The sequence below is a fragment of the Bradyrhizobium sp. Crot121 genome (assembly GCF_059512385.1).
This window is the reverse complement of sequence record NZ_JCAMOR010000021.1, coordinates 35,288-54,054: the sequence shown is the minus strand read 5'-3', so window position 1 is coordinate 54,054 and position 18,767 is coordinate 35,288. Positions and strand designations below refer to the sequence as shown.

At 61.4% G+C, this 18,767-nt stretch carries 19 protein-coding genes; 12 read left to right on the top strand and 7 right to left on the bottom strand.

Annotation, left to right across the window (positions count from 1 at the left end):
* Positions 1-3 precede the first annotated feature (3 nt).
* Genes trbK-alt through AC5ZGW_RS19770 form a run of 6 tightly spaced genes read left to right on the top strand, consistent with a single transcriptional unit; the run spans position 4 to position 4,991 of the window.
* Positions 4-405, top strand: coding sequence for a putative entry exclusion protein TrbK-alt (trbK-alt, locus tag AC5ZGW_RS19795; RefSeq protein WP_496113949.1), 402 nt, complete (start codon positions 4-6; stop codon positions 403-405).
* Position 406: 1 nt separating this feature from the next.
* Complete coding sequence (trbL, locus tag AC5ZGW_RS19790; RefSeq protein WP_496113948.1) at positions 407-1,762, top strand: P-type conjugative transfer protein TrbL; 1,356 nt, start codon at positions 407-409, stop codon at positions 1,760-1,762.
* 2 nt (positions 1,763-1,764) lie between these two features.
* Positions 1,765-2,448 carry a conjugal transfer protein TrbF gene (trbF, locus tag AC5ZGW_RS19785; protein WP_130224670.1) on the top strand — a complete coding sequence of 228 codons (684 nt, stop codon included), beginning with the start codon at positions 1,765-1,767 and terminating at the stop codon, positions 2,446-2,448.
* Positions 2,445-3,497 carry a P-type conjugative transfer protein TrbG gene (trbG, locus tag AC5ZGW_RS19780; RefSeq protein WP_130224668.1) on the top strand — a complete coding sequence of 351 codons (1,053 nt, stop codon included), beginning with the start codon at positions 2,445-2,447 and terminating at the stop codon, positions 3,495-3,497. Before trbF ends, trbG begins: the two co-directional genes overlap by 4 nt.
* Positions 3,494-4,750: a TraB/TrbI/VirB10 family type IV secretion system protein gene (locus AC5ZGW_RS19775; RefSeq protein WP_496113947.1), complete on the top strand. Its 1,257-nt coding sequence runs from the start codon at positions 3,494-3,496 to the stop codon at positions 4,748-4,750. Before trbG ends, AC5ZGW_RS19775 begins: the two co-directional genes overlap by 4 nt.
* 1 nt (position 4,751) lies before the next feature.
* Complete coding sequence (locus AC5ZGW_RS19770) at positions 4,752-4,991, top strand: DUF2274 domain-containing protein (protein WP_130226245.1); 240 nt, start codon at positions 4,752-4,754, stop codon at positions 4,989-4,991.
* Here the strand turns inward: AC5ZGW_RS19770 and AC5ZGW_RS19765 are convergent.
* The 3 genes from AC5ZGW_RS19765 to AC5ZGW_RS19755 form a co-directional block, all read right to left on the bottom strand.
* The gene (locus tag AC5ZGW_RS19765; protein ID WP_130226246.1) at positions 4,924-5,904 is read right to left on the bottom strand and encodes a LysR family transcriptional regulator; all 981 of its coding nucleotides are present in this window, start codon (positions 5,902-5,904) and stop codon (positions 4,924-4,926) included. The genes AC5ZGW_RS19770 and AC5ZGW_RS19765 overlap by 68 nt on opposite strands.
* 412 nt (positions 5,905-6,316) lie before the next feature.
* The gene (locus AC5ZGW_RS19760) at positions 6,317-7,585 is read right to left on the bottom strand and encodes an FAD-dependent monooxygenase (protein WP_130226247.1); all 1,269 of its coding nucleotides are present in this window, start codon (positions 7,583-7,585) and stop codon (positions 6,317-6,319) included.
* 39 nt (positions 7,586-7,624) lie between these two features.
* The gene (locus tag AC5ZGW_RS19755; RefSeq protein ID WP_130226248.1) at positions 7,625-7,915 is read right to left on the bottom strand and encodes a hypothetical protein; all 291 of its coding nucleotides are present in this window, start codon (positions 7,913-7,915) and stop codon (positions 7,625-7,627) included.
* A gap of 47 nt (positions 7,916-7,962) precedes the next feature.
* Between AC5ZGW_RS19755 and AC5ZGW_RS19750 the strand changes: the two genes are divergently transcribed.
* Entirely contained in the window at positions 7,963-8,787 is an 825-nt protein-coding gene (locus AC5ZGW_RS19750) for an AraC family transcriptional regulator (RefSeq protein WP_130226249.1), read from the top strand.
* Positions 8,788-8,995: 208 nt separating this feature from the next.
* On the opposite strand, the gene AC5ZGW_RS19745 is transcribed toward AC5ZGW_RS19750, so the two are convergent.
* From AC5ZGW_RS19745 to AC5ZGW_RS19730, 4 genes are read right to left on the bottom strand one after another with little or no spacing between them, the layout of a single operon-like run.
* On the bottom strand, positions 8,996-9,328 hold the full coding sequence (locus AC5ZGW_RS19745) for a nuclear transport factor 2 family protein (RefSeq protein ID WP_130226250.1): 333 nt from the start codon (positions 9,326-9,328) through the stop codon (positions 8,996-8,998).
* Between the two features lie 46 nt (positions 9,329-9,374).
* The gene (locus AC5ZGW_RS19740) at positions 9,375-9,767 is read right to left on the bottom strand and encodes a hypothetical protein (RefSeq protein ID WP_130226251.1); all 393 of its coding nucleotides are present in this window, start codon (positions 9,765-9,767) and stop codon (positions 9,375-9,377) included.
* A gap of 4 nt (positions 9,768-9,771) precedes the next feature.
* The gene (locus AC5ZGW_RS19735) at positions 9,772-10,989 is read right to left on the bottom strand and encodes an MFS transporter (protein WP_130226252.1); all 1,218 of its coding nucleotides are present in this window, start codon (positions 10,987-10,989) and stop codon (positions 9,772-9,774) included.
* Positions 10,986-11,612, bottom strand: coding sequence for a TetR/AcrR family transcriptional regulator (locus AC5ZGW_RS19730; RefSeq protein WP_130226253.1), 627 nt, complete (start codon positions 11,610-11,612; stop codon positions 10,986-10,988). Before AC5ZGW_RS19730 ends, AC5ZGW_RS19735 begins: the two co-directional genes overlap by 4 nt.
* 286 nt (positions 11,613-11,898) lie before the next feature.
* On the opposite strand from AC5ZGW_RS19730, the gene AC5ZGW_RS19725 reads away from it, so the two are divergent.
* The 5 genes from AC5ZGW_RS19725 to AC5ZGW_RS19705 all read left to right on the top strand — a co-directional run bounded on the left by AC5ZGW_RS19725 (position 11,899) and on the right by AC5ZGW_RS19705 (position 18,734).
* Positions 11,899-14,142: a TonB-dependent receptor gene (locus tag AC5ZGW_RS19725; RefSeq protein WP_130226254.1), complete on the top strand. Its 2,244-nt coding sequence runs from the start codon at positions 11,899-11,901 to the stop codon at positions 14,140-14,142.
* An 11-nt stretch (positions 14,143-14,153) separates the two neighbouring features.
* Positions 14,154-15,473: an MFS transporter gene (locus tag AC5ZGW_RS19720; RefSeq protein ID WP_130226255.1), complete on the top strand. Its 1,320-nt coding sequence runs from the start codon at positions 14,154-14,156 to the stop codon at positions 15,471-15,473.
* Positions 15,361-16,383: a helix-turn-helix domain-containing protein gene (locus AC5ZGW_RS19715; RefSeq protein ID WP_130226256.1), complete on the top strand. Its 1,023-nt coding sequence runs from the start codon at positions 15,361-15,363 to the stop codon at positions 16,381-16,383. The genes AC5ZGW_RS19720 and AC5ZGW_RS19715 overlap by 113 nt, the downstream gene beginning before the upstream one ends.
* Positions 16,380-17,102, top strand: a complete 723-nt coding sequence (locus AC5ZGW_RS19710) for a 4'-phosphopantetheinyl transferase family protein (RefSeq protein WP_130226257.1) — start codon at positions 16,380-16,382, stop codon at positions 17,100-17,102. The genes AC5ZGW_RS19715 and AC5ZGW_RS19710 overlap by 4 nt, the downstream gene beginning before the upstream one ends.
* A gap of 438 nt (positions 17,103-17,540) precedes the next feature.
* On the top strand, positions 17,541-18,734 hold the full coding sequence (locus AC5ZGW_RS19705) for an isochorismate synthase (protein WP_130226258.1): 1,194 nt from the start codon (positions 17,541-17,543) through the stop codon (positions 18,732-18,734).
* The last annotated feature ends 33 nt before the right edge of the window (positions 18,735-18,767 follow it).

Genomic DNA, 18,767 nt, shown 5'->3' with positions numbered 1-18,767 from the left:
GTGATGGACGGCAAGACCCTCGCTCGCGTCGGCGCCATCGTCTTCGTCGCGGTCGCCATCGCGGCGACCGCGATCGAGATGAATCGCAAGGACGTTTCGACGGATGTCCTCGCGACGCAGGACCGTCCGATCACAGCACGAGATCCTCTCGCCTCGGAACTGCTTCGCTGTTCCGAGATCGGCGAGGCCGGCACGCGCGATCCCAATTGCCTGAAGGCATGGGCGGAGAACCGGCGCCGCTTCCTCGGCCGGCCGGCCCGAGTTTCATCACCGTCGCCGGTTGCGCCGACCCCGCTGTTTCCAAGTGCGCCCGCGTCGGCTGATCCCATCCACAAAGACAGTGCGCCAGCGGGCGTGACCGAGCCTGCGATGCAGGCCGAGCCCGCCCGGCCGGAGGTTCGCTGACATGGGCGGCACCGGCGTCATTGACCATTTCCTCGAGGTCTTCACCCGCTACATTGACGGAGGATTCGGGCTGCTCGGCGGCGAAGTCGGTTTCATCGCCACCACCTTGATCGTCATCGACGTCACGCTCGCCGCGCTATTCTGGTCATGGGGCGCCGACGACGACATCACGGCGAGGCTGGTCAAGAAGACGCTCTTCGTCGGTGTCTTCGCCTACCTGATCTCCAACTGGAACAACCTCGCCCGCATCGTCTTCGAGAGCTTCGCGGGCCTCGGCCTGAAGGCTTCGGGCACCGGCTTTGCCGTCAGCGATCTCATGCGCCCGGGCAAGGTGGCGCAGACCGGTCTCGATGCCGGCCGCCCGCTGCTCGACTCCATCTCCAGCTTGATGGGTTACTGGTCGTTTTTCGAAAACTTCATCCAGATCGCCTGCATGTTTTTCGCCTGGGCGCTGGTGCTGCTGGCATTCTTCATCCTCGCGGTCCAGCTCTTCGTGACCCTGATCGAGTTCAAGCTGACGACGCTCGCCGGCTTCGTCCTCATTCCCTTCGGCCTGTTCGGCAAGTCCGCCTTCATGGCCGAGCGTGTGCTCGGCAACGTCATCTCCTCCGGCATCAAGGTGCTGGTGCTCGCCGTCATCATCGGCATCGGCTCGACCCTCTTCTCCGAGTTCACCTCCGGCTTTGGCGGCAATACGCCGTCGATCGACGACGCCATGGCGATCGTGCTCGCCGCGCTGTCGCTGCTCGGTCTCGGCATCTTCGGCCCCGGCATCGCCAACGGCCTCATCTCCGGCGGCCCGCAGCTCGGCGCCGGCGCGGCCATTGGCACTGGTCTCGCTGCCGGCGGCGTTGTCGCAGCAGGCGCGGCCGCCGCCGGCGCAGCCGTATCCGGTGGAGCTGCACTTGCTGGCGGCGCAGCCGCCGCAGCTCGTGGCGGTGCAGCCCTCGCCGGCGGAACCTCCACCGCCTACAGCCTCGGCGCGGCCGGCCAATCCGGCGCATCGGGCGTCGCGTCGGGCCTTGGCAATGTTGTCAGCACCGGCGCGAAGGCGGCCGTCTCCCCGTTGAAACGCGCAGCCGCGCGCGCCGCCGACAGCCTCAAGCAGAGCTATCAGGCCGGCGGCCAGGCCGCGACGGATATCGCCACGGGCGCATCCGGCGCCGCAACGACAACCGCCGCGGAACCCGCATCTGCGGGAGCCGCGTCCGCTGCCAACGATGGCCCGCCAGCCTGGGCGAAGCGCATGAAGCGCTCGCAGCAAATGTCCCACGGCGTCTCCGCGGCCGCCCACGCCGTGCGTAGCGGCGACAGCCATGGCGGCGGCTCCTCCGTCAACCTTTCCGAGAGCGACTGACCATGTTCAAACGACCATCCACCCATTACGGCAAAGACCCTCAGCCCGAGACGCCCTATCAGCGCGCCGCTCAGGTCTGGGACGATCGTATCGGCTCCGCCCGCGTTCAGGCGCGCAACTGGCGCTACATGGCCTTCGGCTCATTGGCGCTCGCGGGCGGGCTTTCGGCCGCGCTGGTCTGGCAGTCCGCCAACGGCTCGATTGTGCCCTGGGTGGTGCAGGTCGACCGGCTCGGCCAGGCACAGGCGGTCGCGCCGGCGACCCCAGACTATCAGCCAAACGATCCGCAGATCGCCTTCTACCTCGCGCGCTTCATCGAACAGGTCCGCTCGATCCCGTCCGACGCCATCATCGTGCGGCAGAACTGGCTGCGCGCCTATGATTTCACGACACAGGGCGGCGCGCTCGCGCTCAACGACTATGCCCGCGCCAACGACCCATTTACCAAGGTCGGCAAGCAGCAGATCGCGATCGAGGTGTCGTCGGTCATCCGCGCCTCGCCGTCCAGCTTCCGCATCGCCTGGATCGAGCGCCGCTATCAGGATGGCTCGCTGGCTTCCACCGAGCGCTGGTCCGCGATCCTCACCGTCGTCGTGCAGCCCCCGCGCGACGCCGACACGCTGCGGAAGAATCCCCTCGGAATCTACGTCAACGCCGTCAACTGGTCGAAGGAGCTTGGACAATGACATCGACCTTCCGCAAAGCCGGGAGGCCGGCTTTCCTCAACCGTGCCGTTGCGGGTTTCCGTAAATCCGGCTTGCCGCTTCTCCTGCTTTGCACCTCGGCGCTCGCGGGCTGTGCCGGACACACGCCACCGCCCGAGATTTCCTATGACGATGCCGCGCCCGCTGTCATCGCCGCCGATCCGCCGAAACCCGTGCAGGTGGTGGAGTTGCCGAAGCCCCTCCCGCTGCCCGGCCAATTGAAGCCGGTCGGCAAGGACGGCAAGCACGAGCCCGAGCCGGCCAATCCCGCTGCGCGCGTGAACCAGGCCAACGCCGCCGCGCGGGTCCAACCCGTCCGCAACGGCTTCATCAACTCGATGCAGGTCTATCCCTTCGTCGATGGCGCGCTCTATCAGGTCTACGCATCACCGGGGCAGATCACTGATATCGCGCTTCAGCCCGGCGAGCAGCTCGTCGGCTCCGGTCCCGTCGCCGCCGGCGACACGGTGCGCTGGATCATCGGCGACACCGAGAGCGGTATTGGCGCGGCCAAGCAGGTCCATATCCTCGTGAAGCCCACCCGCGTCGAGCTGATGACCAATCTCGTCATCAACACCGACCGGCGCACCTATCACATGGAGCTGCGGGCAACGCCTTCGACCTATATGGCGTCGGTGTCCTGGCAATATCCGCAGGACCAACTCATCGCGCTGCGCCGTCAAAACCAGCAGGCTGAGGCGGCGCAGCCGGTATCCAGCGGCATCGATCTCGCGCGCGTCAATTTCCGATACGAGGTAACGGGGGACCGCGCGCCGTGGCGGCCGCTGCGCGCCTTCGATGACGGCAAACAGGTGTTCATCGAATTTCCGCGCGGCATCGGCCAAGGCGAGATGCCACCGCTGTTCGTGGTCGGGCCAGAGGGCGACACCTCCGAGCTGGTGAACTATCGCGTGCGCGGCAACTACATGATCGTGGATCGCTTGTTCGCCGCCGCCGAGTTGCGCTTCGGCGCGGGCAAGAACCAGAAACGCGTCCGCATCTCCCGCACCGACGGGAGGCCTGCATCGTGAGCGACGAACGCGATCTCGAAAAGGAAGAAGGCCAGTCGCCCGCTTCGGCAGCCCAAGCTCAGCCGACCGACGATGACGCTCGGCCGCTGACCGGCGAACCAGCCGCGACGATGCGGCTGCGCGCCGAACCGCCGCGCGTGACCCGCCTGTCTCGCAAAGTGCTGGCCGGTCTGGGGCTTGCTGCAAGCATCGGTGTAGGCGGAGCGCTGATCTATGCCCTCCAGATCCGTCACAGCGGCCAGGGCCAGGAGCTGTACTCGACGGACAACCGCTCGACACCGGATGGCCTCGCTGGATTGCCGAAGGATTATTCCGGCGTCCCAAAGCTTGGCCCGCCATTGCCCGGCGACCTCGGCCGACCCATCCTCAACGCGCAGAATGGCGCCCCCGTGCCAACGATCGGTGCGCCGGCGACCGGCCCCGTGGGCCCAAGCCCGGAGGAGCAGCGCCGGGCGCAGGAGCTCGAGGCGGCGCGGACCGCACGGCTGTTCGCCTCGACCGAGACTCGGCCCCCCAGTGCCGCGGCCTCGCTACAACCAACCGCGAACGCCACGCCGCCCGCCGATCTCGCCAGCCTCGGCCTCGCGCCGCAACCGTCAACGCCCTCGGCGCAAGACCGCCAGCTCGCATTCCTCAACCAGCCGCCCGACAAGCGCACCATCTCGCCGGATCGCGTTGCTGCGCCGGCGTCGAAGAACGTTCTGCAGGCCGGCGCTGTGATTGCTGCCGCCCTCATCACCGGCATCCGTTCAGACCTGCCAGGTCAGATCACCGCGCAGGTGACGGAGAACATCTATGATAGCCCGACCGGCAAGATCCTGCTCGTGCCCCAGGGCACGCGGGTCGTCGGGCAGTATGACAGCGGCGTCGGCTTCGGTCAGCGGCGCATACTGCTTGTCTGGAACCGGCTGATCTTCCCCAACGGCCGCTCCATCGTTCTGGAGCGTCAGCCTGGTGCGGACGCAGAGGGTTACGCCGGCCTCGAGGATGGCGTCGACTACCACTGGGGCGAACTGTTCAAGGCCGCTGCTCTTTCCACGCTCCTCAGCGTGGGAGCCCAGGCCGGCACATCCGGACAGGAGAGCGATATTGTCCGGGCGCTCCGCAACGGCGCATCCGACAGCATCAATCAAACCGGCCAGCAGATCGTGCAGCGCCAGCTCAACATCGCGCCGACGCTCACTATCCGGCCAGGATTTCCCGTTCGCGTCATAGTCACGCGCGATCTCGTACTCGAACCCTACGGAGGCTGAGATGGCCAAGCTGAAATTGGGACCGATCGTCGACGAAAAGCCGGTTAAAGTGACTGTGGAGCTGCCGGCGATACTCCACCGTAATCTCACGGCCTACGCAGAGGTTCTCGGCCGCGACGCGGGAACGCCTCCGATCGATGCGGCCCGCCTGATCGTGCCCATGTTGGAACGGTTTATTGCGACAGATCGGGGCTTCGCGAAGGCAAGGCAGTCTGAGCGACGTTTAAAGCCGGAAGCCTGATGTCTCTCTCATTGCTCCGCCGGGCCATAGCACGCGCGAGGCTGAGCAGTTTTCGGCACGCCGGGTTGTCGTTGCGAGGCGACCACACCGCACTGAAAGGCAGTATTTCACCGCCTATCACCCGGTACGACACGCCGGGAATCTGCGCTGCCGTCATCGCTTCGCTGATCAAAGTCAAACCGCGCCCCAATGCGACCAGCGGAAGCAAATTGTCACGCCCTACATATTGCAGCCGGATCTCCGGGTGGTGACCGAGGTCGGCCAGCCGTTGCACGAGATAGTCCTGGATCTCTTGGCCGGGCGCCACATCGCTCACAATGAAAATTTCGCCGGCCAAATCCGACCAGCCCAGTTCGTCTTTTCGAACGAGCGAATGCCCGTCCGGCAACACCGCAAAGACCTTCTCAGACCACAGCCGAGCGGTTTCGCAAGCCTGCCACTCCGATACTCCAGCGATAAACGCGACATCCAGCTTGAGCTGTCTAACTGCCGCAACATGCTCCGCGGGATTGCCGTCGATGAAATCGATCCGAACTCCGCTGTGCTTTTTGCTGAAAGCGAGCAGAAGATCGTGAAGAAAGCCCGACGCCAAGGATGAAAGGATGCCGATGTTGATATGTCCGTCTTCGGAGCGACCAATGGCGTTGATATCCCTTGCACCGTCTCCGATGTGCTGTAAAGCGGTCCGTATTCTTCGGAGAAAGCGCTGTCCGGCAAGTGTAAGAGTCACGCCACTATTGTGACGCTGGAAAAGTGACGCCCCTAACTGATCTTCAAGATCGCGAATGCGTCGACTGACGGCGGATTCCTGAATACCGAGAGAATATGCGGCTTTGCGAAAGCTGCCGTGATCTGCGGCAGCCACAAAATATCGCAGGTGGCGGAGCTCGGTCCGGTTCCGCTGGTTGGCCATCTACAGACAACCATCCCCGGTGCAACTGCACGGTCGAAGCGCACGCCGCTTTCGGGGCGGACTTTTTATAAGCGCAAATTGTACATCTGGGCTCGCCACGGGGACCCGTTCAGTACCTTCGACGCGAGTCGACGTGTGGACAACAGTTCCATGAGCTTTCGGTGCCTGGATATAGTTTTTCCCCCGCCCCATAATACAACCCCAACTACTTAGCTAAATCGCATCGGGCTTCGACGAAACGCCGTAATAGATCGGACCAACTTCAATTCTTTAGTCCGAGTAACGACGCGCGCGGGCACGTCGGCACCACGTTTCGGCGCCCGCCGAGGCGAAGTGTCGTTGGGCGCGTACCTTGGACTTCGAGCGTCAGGATGAGCGCTAAAAGGCTGCCGTCATCGCGCCGCCATCGCCATCAACCATAATTTGGGAGGTCGAAATCTTCCCCGACACGCCGCTCTTTTTTCGCTTCGCTTGGCCGAAGCAGGCGCTGCACTAAGCGGCTTGCGAAGAGGCGCTGGATCGCGCGCGCAATCGCGATACCGAACCACGTCTTGACGTGCATCAGACGAATGAGCCGCACGTTGATCCGCCGCCGCGACGCCTCGGCATAAGGACGCACCAGGGTCTCGTAGGCGCGGAAGGCCGCGACATGACTGGCGTTTCGCTTGATCTCGCCGGCGAGCACATAGGCGCCGACCAGGCCGAGAGCCGTGCCTTCGCCTGTGAAGGGCGTCGGGCAGTAGGCCGCATCGCCGACCATCACAAAGCGGCCCTTTGACCAGGCCGAGGCGTGTACTTGGCTCATTGGTCCGAAGTAGAAGTCCTCGACCGACCCCAATGCGGCGATGATGCGATCGGCCACCGTGCCGCGGCCCTTGAGCGCTTCTAGAAGCAGCCTTTTGCGAGCCGCTGGGTCGTCGGCTGCAACGTCGCTACCGTCGCGAAGGAACGTCATCAGCACGGTCGTTTCGGTGGCGGTGCCCGGTCGAAGCGTAATGAAGGTTCCACCGATACCGTTGACCGTGTGGGCCCAATTGTCGTCCTCCGGCAGGCGGGGAACGTTGAAGAACGACATGTAGGCGCCGAGGTACAGCAGCTGAGTCTCCTCGGCGAGCACCATCCCTCGCGTCGAGGAATTGAGCCCTTCCGCGCAGATCACCAGTTCGAAATTCTCGACATTGCCGTCGTTGAAGGCGACGGCAATACAGTCGTCTTTCTCGTCGAGGCGGGTGACGTAGGTGCCAAACCGATACTCGCAGGCGTCACGGGTGAGATCGAACAGGATCTTGGCGAAATCACCGCGCAGGACTTCGAAGTCCGCGGTCAGTCCGCCGATGGCCCCTCTGGGAAAAGCGGCCACGACCTTGCCGGTCTTATCAAGATATTTTTGGCCTTGCTCCAAAGTGTTGTTGGCAAGGATCGCGTCCGCGAGGCCCATCTTCCTCATGACCAGTTGCCCTGCGCCCTTGATGTCGACGTTCTGCCCACCGTCCCGCAAGCTTTTCGCCCTTTCGGCGATGACAACGGAATAGCCGTAGCGGTGCAACCAGTAGCCACAGGTGGGGCCGGCAATGCCGCCGCCGCAGATCAGGATTTTCCTCTGAGCATCCATAGAGCCACTTTCTATCTTCCCGCGGCCGCCCGACGGGCGCCCAAACTCATTTCCGGGTCCGCCGCCCACTCGACCAGCCCAGCAACCTCACTCAGTCCAAGCCAGTCTTTACCGGCGCCCAATACGCCTTGCTGGCGACGCGCTTGCCCGGAACCGCGCTCGCTTGAGCGCCTGCCGCAGCGGCTGCATCGTGTCGGCCTTGCCGGTCAGCGCAAACGATCCGCCAGTTCCGCTACGAGCAAGGAGCGCTGCTTCCATTTGCGCCACGTGCGCATCACCACTGCGCCGCTCGAACAAGGTGACGTCGCCAAGATCGAGCGCTTCGGTAACCTCCGGCGCCGATCGGCGCTCTCGACTGTTGCGGCATATTGGATTACAGGGGATCGATTCTGTCGTCATTACGAAGTATCGACAGATTGTTATTCGAATCCGCCAAAGGGTTACCCATGCCGCTCCTGAAAGACCACGCTGACGACATCGTCTGGGTTGAGCCGGACGACGTTCCGCGCACGGCCGTCTTCTACGGCTTTCTTTCGGACACGATCGGAGGGTTCGAATTGGAGCCGCACCATCACAGAAAGAGCCAGCTTCTGCTGGTGCAACGCGGCGCCCTGACCTGCGAAGTCGAAGGTGGCCTCTTTATCGTTCCGCCGCGCAGCGCGCTTTGGATACCGGGCGGTACACGCCACTCAATCGTAATGACGGGTGCGCTCGAGGGATATGGCGCGTTCCTCGCAGGCGACGTCGATGTTCGACTCGCCGGTACATGTTGTGTGGTCTCAGTGACGCCGTTGCTCCGAGAACTGATGATCCGCGCTGCGCAGCTTCCGTTCCACTATGAAGAAAGTGGCGCGAACTCCCGGATGGTGTCGTGCCTGCTCGACGAAATAGGCGCGGCGAAGGCGGAAGATCTGCATCTGCCGATGCCCGCGAGCCAGGGCCTGCGCCGCATTCTCAACCTAATGATGGCGAAGCCGGCGGAGCACTGGACGCTCGATTTGTTGGCGAGCGAAGTCGGCGCGAGCCCGCGGACATTCGAGCGCCTGATCCGGCGCGAAACGGGGATGGGCTTTGCGCGGTGGAAGCGGCAGTTGAGCGTGGTGCTCGCCGTCAAATGGATGGCTAGCGGCGCGACAATCCAGCGGGTCGCCGCGGATCTCGGCTATGAAAGCACGCCGAGCTTCGTAACGATGTTCAAGAAGACGGTCGGCACATCACCCGGCCGCTATATGGCCGAACGGCACGCGGCGAGGTCTGAATCCGATGTTTGACGTTGTGTTGCGCCGATCGCTGCCCCCGGCCTGACAGCGCCGTCGCAGATGCCGACCCACAGATGAGCATTCCCGTTGCCCGCAGAACTTCGGACATCGATACCCTCCGAAACAGCCCCTCGGATTCAGTCTAGGCGTCCGCCGAGCGGGCTCAAAGTCCGCGGAAGCATAGGCAACATCGCCGCGCGGCGAATACGCACCTAGCTTGTTAGCTGCCTTTTGCCGTTAAGGCGTTCCAGGCGGCGTGCGAGTCCATGTAATCTCTCCAGCGCGCGATCTTTCGGTTTTCAAGCTCGATACTCGAGCAGAAGCGGTTTTCATACTTGGCGCCCGTCGCGAGGACCATTCCATGGATGTCATACTCGACCACGACGACGCGGCCGTTAGCGGCCTTGTTGACGAACAATTCGTCTGCGGATTGCAACCGGATGCTGCCGATGTATCCTTTGAACTGATCCATCAACTCAGTGCGCCCTCGCACCACATGAGGCCAGCCCAGATCGTAACGAACCTCGTAGGCGATATCGCCGGCGACGAGCAATCACGTAGCGAAGATGACGCAGTTCGAAGTTTCCAGGCACGTGCGATTACGCAATGTCGGAGATCAAGCGCGCTACCTCAGCAAAAGCTTCGGTCTCGCTGGCAGAGATCGAGATTCTCGTGCCGAAGGCTTGCGCCAACGCTGCGCCTTGCGCCTGCCATTTGGCTCTCCGGCCTGGGTCGGGTTCGATTGAGATAATGGCCCGGCATAGCCGGGTGAATGACGATCGGTTGGCCTTTAGCCATTGGCTGCGAGCCCTCTGATCTGTGTGAGCCTCGCCCTCGTTCTGGTCCGGAAACAGAAGAACAAATGGCTGCCCCTGTTCAAGCAACCGATCCATATCATTGATCCACCGAACACTATAGCCCTCGCTCAGGCCAGATGATCGCCAAACGACGAGTGGAAATGCGCTCAAATCAAATAAAACGTAGCCATCCACGGTCTCACCTGTCAGCAACTGGCGTTCGGGCCGAGAACAGTCGAAGCCCGCAAGCGATCATCAGAAGTATTGCACCAATGACATACGGAGCGGCCCGATCCAGCTTGTAGCCGACAGCCCCAACGAGCGGTCCGAAGAAGAGTCCGAGCCCTTGGGCTGCACCACTCAGGCCCCCAACTCGGCTCTGGTCGCCTGCGGCTTCTGCAAGCAACGTCACCAGACCGAGCGTAGACGGAAGGGCAAGCCCCAAGCCGCAGCCGAACAAGGCCATGGCCGCAAGCTGCACCGCGAATAGATGAGATGTGGCCAACATGCCCATCGCCGCCAGCGCGACAACGCTGCCGCTCAATGGCAGCCGCCCCGTCCATCGCGTTGCCATACCGGATCGCATTAGCGCCATTTGGCTCAGGGCAAGGCTGGCGGCCGTGACCATCAACACCATACCGGCCTCTTGCGCGGCCGCCTGCGGCGATAGCCCAAACTGGTCTTGGAGCTGGAAGCCCGTCACCTGCAGCAAAATGCCATAGACCGCATAAAGCAGCATCATAATGAGCAATAGCGACCAGAGCTGCGCCAAGCTCGTCGTTTCTCCCTTGTGCCGGTGTGCGGCGACCAGCTTTTCCGTTCGGGCAAGACATATGAAGGCCACGACCATCGCGATCGCGAGAATCCCCGCGACGATGAGGAACGGCACGAATATGCCAAAGCGCGTTGTCGAACCGGCTATGCCGGGCGCCGCCACCAGACCAAGCGCGAAGCCAGCACCCATTTGAGCAAGAGCAGCGGTGCGGTTCTCTTGCGGCGTCTTATCCGCGATATAAGCTTGGGCGGTCGGCAAGATTGCCGCCGCGAACAGCGACAAGCACACCCTGCTCAGAACCAAGCCAGCGAACGCCGCATCGACTGAAATCATCTCTGCGAGGCGAAGATCGACGACAAGACCGAAGGCGAAAGTGGCAACGCTCGACCCGGTCAAAGCCAGAAGCACCGTCTGCTTTTGACCGATCCAGATGTTCGCTCGCCCCCAAAGGGGGCCTGTTAGGACGAAAACGAGCGCCGCCGGAGCAACGACCATTCCGAGTTGGATCTCGCTCAGGCCCATCGTGCGCCCGATGCTTGGGAGAACGGCGAAGACGAACGAAACACTGATGGCAACCGCGAAGACAGCCAGAAAGACCGCCCAGGAAGCCGCACGATCGATCTTGGCGGGGCCTCGGATCATCGCGTGCTAACGTGCCCTGGAAGCGGCGCGATCAGACCACAGACATACCTTAGGAACTCCTCGTCAGTAGGAGACGAATCGCCAACCGTGGTGATCGCGCTGTCCATCTCGAGCCGGCTGTGCAGGCGATATTGGATGAGCCCACCAGCGGTAGTCATGGCCTGACCCGCAGGAATGTCGTCGCGAATGAATCCGGCCTGCTGCGCCCGTTGAAAGATTGGGACGAAGTGACTGTTGAGCCGCTCGGCGCGCGCCCTGCGTTCGCCTTCCGGAGCTCCGAGGACCCGCCAAAGATAGAGCCTCAGGGCGGAAGGATGGGCTTGCCAGTAGTCCATGTAGGCGGCGAGCACACGCGGAATGGTCTCCGCGTCCATGACGTCCGTACGGATCTCGGACGAGACGAAATCGAGAAAATCTTCTGAAACGCGCTCCCCGACTATAGTCCAGAGGCGCTCCTTGTCCCCGAAGTGATGGGAGATGAGGCCTTGGGAAACCCCGGCACGCTGGGCGATGTCGCGAATTGTCGCGCCGTGAAACCCCATCTCTGCAAAGGCACTGAGGGCCGCCTCCAGCAATTTGTCTCTGGCATCTATCGTCGAAAAAACTGGTCGTAGCTCGGGCATGACGCGCTCCCACGGTCACTAATGCCGGTGCAGTTTAGATTTGATCGAACAAATAGTCAATTGACTGAACGTTCGTATAGTGAGAATGATTCTCAGTAGCAAGGTGACCGGCTTTCACCCAGCGGTCCGCGTGAAGGAAGCCACGAGCGAGGTAAGGATGCGAAACGATCGTGCCGAATGGGCGATGGCCAATCCCATTTCATTCGGGCCGACTGTCCCACGATCGCGAAAAGCGCGCAGTCAGAGCGTGTCGGCTCTCTCAACAAGCTGCGCGATCCTCTGCTCCATGCTGCTTGTCCGTAGCGCCGCTCTCGCTCAGGAAACGAGCGCTCCAGCCGCGGCCGGCAACGTGACCGCGCTGCCGTCGGTTACGGTAACAGCCCAAGAGAGGAGTGAGCGCCTACGGGTCCGCAGCCCCGCCCGCCGTCAAGAAGCGAGCCCCCCACCAGCGGCTGGCAACGTGACCGTGCTGGAGCCGATTACAGTCACTGCGCAAAAGAGAAGTGAGGACGTACAAAACGTTCCGATCAGCATAACGGTGCTCGAGCCGTCGCAGCTTCAAGTGGTTTCGCCGACCTCATCGAACGCCGACATCGCGCACCGGACACCCAACTTCAATTACCTTGCATCGGGCGGGCAATACGCCAACAGCGGTAACATACGCGGCGTCGGCTCCTTCTCGCCGCTTTCCCCGAACGACACATCGATCTCCTATAATATCGACGAAATTCCGCAGTCTGCCTACGGCATCCAGCCTTCGACACTCGACATGGCGCGTGTAGAGGTGCTCCGCGGCCCGCAAGGGACCCTCAATGGCCTCAATGCCCAGGGCGGTGCGATCAATTACATCCCCAATCATCCCTTCTTCGGCCACGAACTGTCGATCGGCAGCGAGATCGGCACGCACGGCTGGCGCATGGGCGAACTCATCGCCAATGAGACGTTGATCGACAACGTTTTGGCGGGGCGCTTGGCCCTGCGCTACAACGGCCGTAACGGCGATTTCGGCAACGCGATCCTCGGCGGACAGGATGGCGGTTCAAATATCGGCGCGGCGCGCGGATCGCTGCTGTTCACGCCTGATGTCGACACGAATGTACTTTTCTCATTTAACTACAACCGATCCGACGATTCACAGCCTCGCTTCGTTCTGAAAAGCGCGCCCTGCTTCCCGTGTGACGGCCTCAATCCTCGACCCGAATTCCAGCGCGAGGACTATGGCGGCAACCTCCGCATCGAACGCAACTTCGATGCGTTCCTATTCACATCGCTCACCAGCATCCAGCAAAACAACTTCCACCAAAATCTCGACCTCACCGACAGTCTGATCTTCAGCAAACTCTTTGGTCGGCCACAGTCCCATTTCAGCGTGAACGGCCAAGACGCCTACAGGGGGGACATCGACGAAACCCGCTACTATCAGGAGTTCCGTCTTTCCTCGCTTCCTGACTCGCCGATCTCATGGACGGGCGGCGTCAACTACTTTCGGTCCGACACGCATGTTGCGACGACCGGGCAAAACTTCACGGTGTCGAACTTTTCCGCCTTCAGCGGGCAGCAGAACAACGACTTGACTGTCAACAGCTATGCGGCCTTTGGCGACGTCGTCGTTCCCATCATCGGCGGCCTGAAAGCCTTGGGTGGGCTTCGCCTCACCCACCTGGATGCTGACGCGGCCTATCGCTACACGGGCGGCGGGCTGCCTGGCACAGTCGCGAGCTACTCCCAGGACTCGTCCTTCTCGGATACATTCCTCACCGGTCGCGCGGGTTTCAGTTACGACTGGTCGCCGCAGTTCGTGACCTATGGCACAGTCGGCCGGGGTGCGGTTGGAGGTGGTTACGCCTGGAACGGTAGCAACCTCCCATCTGGACGGCCGGAGCCGTTTTTCCCGACCGCAACGAGTTGGAGCTACGAAGCCGGCTTCAAGTCGAGCTTCCTCGACGGCCGTGCGACGCTCAACGGCGCGCTGTTCTACAACGATGTCAGCAAGGGTCATCTCTACATCTTCAACCGATCCCTCCTGACCTACCAAACGGCCGCGCTCGACTTCGACAGCTATGGCGGAGAGATCGAGGGCCGCTTCCAGGTGACGCCCGAATTCAGCCTGCAAGGCGGGCTCGGCTATACCCATGCCGAGCTCAAGAATGTGCCACTAGGCTCGCCGACTGGCGCGAAGTCCGGAAATCAGGTGCCGAACGTTCCCGCGATCACGGCAACGGTCGGCGGCGAATATCGCATCGACGCCTCGCGGATCGGTATCAATCAAGGGCAGATCTACCTCTCCGGTTCGTACCAGTTTGTCGATCGCCGCGCCGCGGACGTCGCCAACAGCTTTGACTTAGACAGCTACGGCGTCGCGAATGCGCGGATCGGCTGGGATGGCGATTCCGCCAAGGTTTATCTCTTCGCCAATAATCTGTTCGACAAGCGTTACGAAGCCGTCGGCACTTATTATGGGCCGGGCGTCGAAGCAGTCACGGTCGGCTTGGGCCGCACCGTTGGCCTCGGCATGAAGCTCAGCTTCTGAGGGGGCGGGTCATGAATCGGCCAACCACCAACCTACTGGCGCAAGATCACACAGGTCTCGAACCGACTCCAGTGGACGTCCGTCACTGGGCGGATCAGGAATACCCGAGCCCCCGCCCCTTCTCGTTCCTTATATCTGTCGGCGCCCTCTACACCTCGTTCGGCTTAATCTTCGGGCTGATGCAAGGAGGGTTGCCGCCCCTGCTTCGAGCCCGGGGGGTCGATTTGGCAGCCATTGGCTGGACGCTCATCATTCTCCTGCCGTTCGGCCTGACCTTCCTATGGGCGCCGCTTGTCGACGCCGTCCGCCCAATCCGAACCGCTCCGCGGATCGGCTGGATCGTGATCATGCAAATCGTCATCCTCGCAACTCTTCTCGTGGTCTCCCAGGGCGAGGACTTTCAACCCACTCTCTTGCTGAGCCTCGGGATGCTCATTGCGTTCGCGGCCGCGACCATGGACGTCGCCTTGGACGCGCTCGCCGCTTTGGCGATCCCTAACGACGTCCGCCCTATAGCTGGAGGCATAAAGGTCGCTGCCCTATCGCTCGGCTCGATGATCGGAGGCGGCATCTTCGTCGTAACCTTTCACCATCTCGGATGGCAAACGACATTTCAGATCGCTGCAGCGGTGACGTTCCTTTCCACGATTCCGATCCTGTTCCACCGGGCCTGGGACGCGACTGGGGAACACATACAGCCCGGACGCCCGAGGCAAACCGGCTTTTTGCGACAGCCGGATACGGGGCGGAGGCTGGCCCTGCTGACGTTGACGACCTGCGTCCTAGTCTCGTTGTTCAGCCTCAACCGCGTCATGCTGGTCGACCTCGGTGTTTCGGTCGAGACGATCGGATGGATAGTAGGCACCGGTTCGCCGCTGTGCAGCCTTAGCGCTTCTTTGATAGCGATCCCAATCATCAGGAAAGCAGGGCCGAACGGCGCCATTCTCGTTTTCACCGGTCTGAGCGCTTTGGCAGTCGGGAGCGTGATCGCCGGAGCACTGTCCGGAACAACTCTTCTCGCCACGGCCGGCTCGATCGCAATCAACGCGGGCACGAGCGGCTTCTACGTCATCATCTGCTCAGCAATTCTCGGCTGGGCAAAAGGCGACCGGCCAGCGACCGGCTACGCGGCACTCTACGGCGTCAGTCGCCTGGTCGCGACCATACTACTGATCGGATTGACGCGTCTCGTCCCGCTGATTGGATGGCCCGCCTTCTATGGCGGCGCACTCATCGCCCTCTTCATGGTCTCCGGCGTTCTTCGACGCGCGTTGCCGAGACTTACGCCGACAGAAGCGAATACGGAGACTACTGACGGAAGAGGAAACTGAGGCGATGAATGATGTCGTACCAGTGTCCGTCACGACGTCACAGCCGCTGCCCGATTGGTCCATTGCGATGGGACCAAATATGCGACTTTCAGCTTGGAGTATTGACGACGACGTCCTGAATTGGCGCCCAGACACATCGACACCCGCATTCAGTATCAACCTCATTCTATCCGGAGAGATCCGCTGCGGCGTCCCGGGTCCCTGGGATTTGTGCCTTCGTGCTCCCAGACTATGCGTCTTGTCAGGTATCAACGAAACATTGTCCGTTCAGTTTCTTGGCCGATGCAAGCCACTCAGGATTGTCGGCATCGATATCGCATCGACCGAAGCTCCCGACACTTGTCCAATGTCGGCGAAAAGCCTGGCCCAGCAGTTTCGTTGTCCGCTGTCGGACAGGTGTCCGATGTTGCTCCACCGCTCTGCGCCGCAACCCATCCTTTCGCTCGCAGCCCAAATCCTCACTTGCCCACTGCAAGGACCGGCGCGCGAATATTACCTTTCCGGAAAAGCGCTCGAACTCGTAGCGTTGAGCATGGACTGTATCGCACCCACATCCGAAGAAGGTCGGCAGATAAAAGCGATATCCGTTCAAGACATAGAGCGAATAGACTACGTCAAGCGTATTCTTCGTGAGCGAATTAAGTCGCCCCCATCACTTGATGAGATGGCTCGCCAAACTGGCGTCAATGCGAAGCGATTGACCGATATCTTCAGGCACCTTTCTGGAATGAGTATATCAAGCTATTTGCAACAATGCCGTTTTGAACAGGCCTTTTATCTGCTTGCACACACCCAACTCCAGATCTCAGAGATCGCATACCAGGTGGGGTACACCCCGGCCCATTTCTCAACGGCTTTCAAAAAGAGATTCGGCTGCCACCCGACCACTCTGCGGAGTCCGGCAGGATGACTGAAATCGCGCCTCACAGCTTAGCGGCGATCCAACATTTTCCACACTTTCAGTTCGACACGCCAACGAGACTGGATGTCTGGACAATGCATACCGCTGGGTTAAGCCCACAGTCGCTCAAGGCCTTCTGGGAATTGCTCGACGAGTCCCAACGTAATCGCATAGCATCGCTGCTATCCCAAGATCAGAGGCGCGATGCCCTCGCCGCGCACGGCCTTGCCCGTATCATTGTCGGGAACTTCGCGCACCTCGCGCCGGACTCCGTCCGCCTCGTCGCGCTCCGTCCCGGCGGCAAGCCAGCACTGGCGCCGCACGTAGCCGATCTGATCGATGTGAATCTCACGCATTGTCGCGACTTCGTTGGCTGCGTCGTTGGCGCGGACTGCCGTGTCGGTATCGACGCAGAGGATCTTGCTCGCGAGCTATCCGTCGATGAAGCCGCATGGCCCCTGGCCGCCGAGGAACTCGATTGGCTCGCACTCCAGGCGACATGCGATGTTGCGCCAGCCTTTCTCCATCTCTGGACGTTGAAAGAGGCAATTCTCAAGGCCGAAGGCAGCGGACTCGTACGAGACCTGACGTCATTTGCAGTTCTGCCCTTTCCACCTCGCATCTTAAGGTTGCCTCCCGACATGGGAAGGGTTTCAGAGTGGCGTCTGTGGCAGACCGTGCAGCCCCGCAATCACGTGGTGGCCGTGGCTGTCTGGCAACGCGCTTGAAGCGACAACCGATCACACGCGGCATCACACAAGCACACGCACTCCAATCCTGCAGCGAAATCGTCCCGCGCTGCATGCGATGACTGTGGCCGACGCCAGTGACCAACATCCTCGCGGTGTTGGCTGGCCATTGAGCCGTCCGCAAACTTGCCAGATTTGGAGTTATCGACGGATTCAATCCCTCAAGCGGCGAATACCTCATTGTCTCTGACGGTGCTAAACGCGTGTCCAGCTCCGCTTCACTCCGCTTCGCCAATCACGTGCATACTAAAAATCGAAAGAGTAATTCCGACGATCGAAAGCAACAGCGTTTGCAATATCGATGGCCGTTGGGGAATTTATAGAAATTGTCAGACGATCAAGACGCCGCACAAATAAGCGTCTGCCTCAAATCTCCGGAAGGTACGCCTATGGCCTTTCGGGCCAGGGAGTCAGCATATGCTTGAGTTCGAGAGACGCTATTTCGATGTGTCGACTATGGACGAGATGTCCGAGGCTACTTTCTTCTTCTCCTCGAGTTTTCGAACTCTCATAGGCTCAGATTTGGAGCCGATTGGCGTTCCGCCAAACCCGACCCCGCAGCAGTTGCTTGCGGTCGCCACCGAAGCGCTGGGAGCAGACGATAGGACAATGGGGAACGTTCCGACGATTGTCGGAGCAATCCCATTCTTCAACACCTCATCATCCGCACTCTTCCTCTCGAAGGTAAATTCGAGCCCAGCTTTCGATGTCAGAGCGGGAGAGTCGTCACCCTCATTGCAACGTCCGACACTCGCACGCATTAGGGCTGTTCCAGAACCAGATGACTATGTCCACGGAGTGAGGATAGCACTGGATCTCATCGAGGCGGGGCGATTGGAAAAGGTAGTCCTTGCCAGAACCCTGGAAATTGATCTCGTCAGTGATCTCGATACTACGAACTTACTGTCCACGCTAACTCGCAGGAACCAACACGGCTTCACGTTCGTCGTTCCTGTGATGGCGGCCCAGCAGGAGGTCCGCCACCTCTTCCTCGGCGCAAGTCCCGAGCTCCTGGTCCGCAGGGTCGGCCGAATGGTCACGAGCAATCCGCTAGCCGGTTCGACCCGTCGTGGTGCGACGCCGGAGGAAGACCGGCGGAATGCTGAAGCGCTGCTGTCATCAGCTAAGGACCGGCACGAGCACGACGTTGTCGTCGCCGCAGTTAAGCGATCATTGCAACCCTTTTGCTCAAATCTCGACGTTCCGTCGACCCCATCGCTTCTTCAGACGCCAACGGTGTGGCACCTCTCCACCGTCATCACCGGAGAGTTGGCCGACCCGATGGTGTCGGCGCTTGAACTGGCCCTCGCACTTCATCCGACACCAGCCGTGTGCGGCCAACCGACTGAGCTTTCTGGCCAGGCGATCGCCGCGATCGAGCCGTTCAAACGTGATCTATACGCCGGTTTGGTCGGATGGTCCGACGTAAACGGGGACGGCGAATGGGCAGTTGCCATCCGCTGCGCCGAGGTAAGGGGACGGTGGATTCGCCTCTTTGCCGGCGCGGGCATCGTTCGCGGTTCCAATCCGGAGGCCGAGCTGGCGGAAACAGCGGCAAAGCTCCGCACGATGCTCACCGCACTTGGGATCGAAGGCGAAAACACCCCCTGAACCGCTGCCCCTGGTCGCCCAGCGGCCAACTTC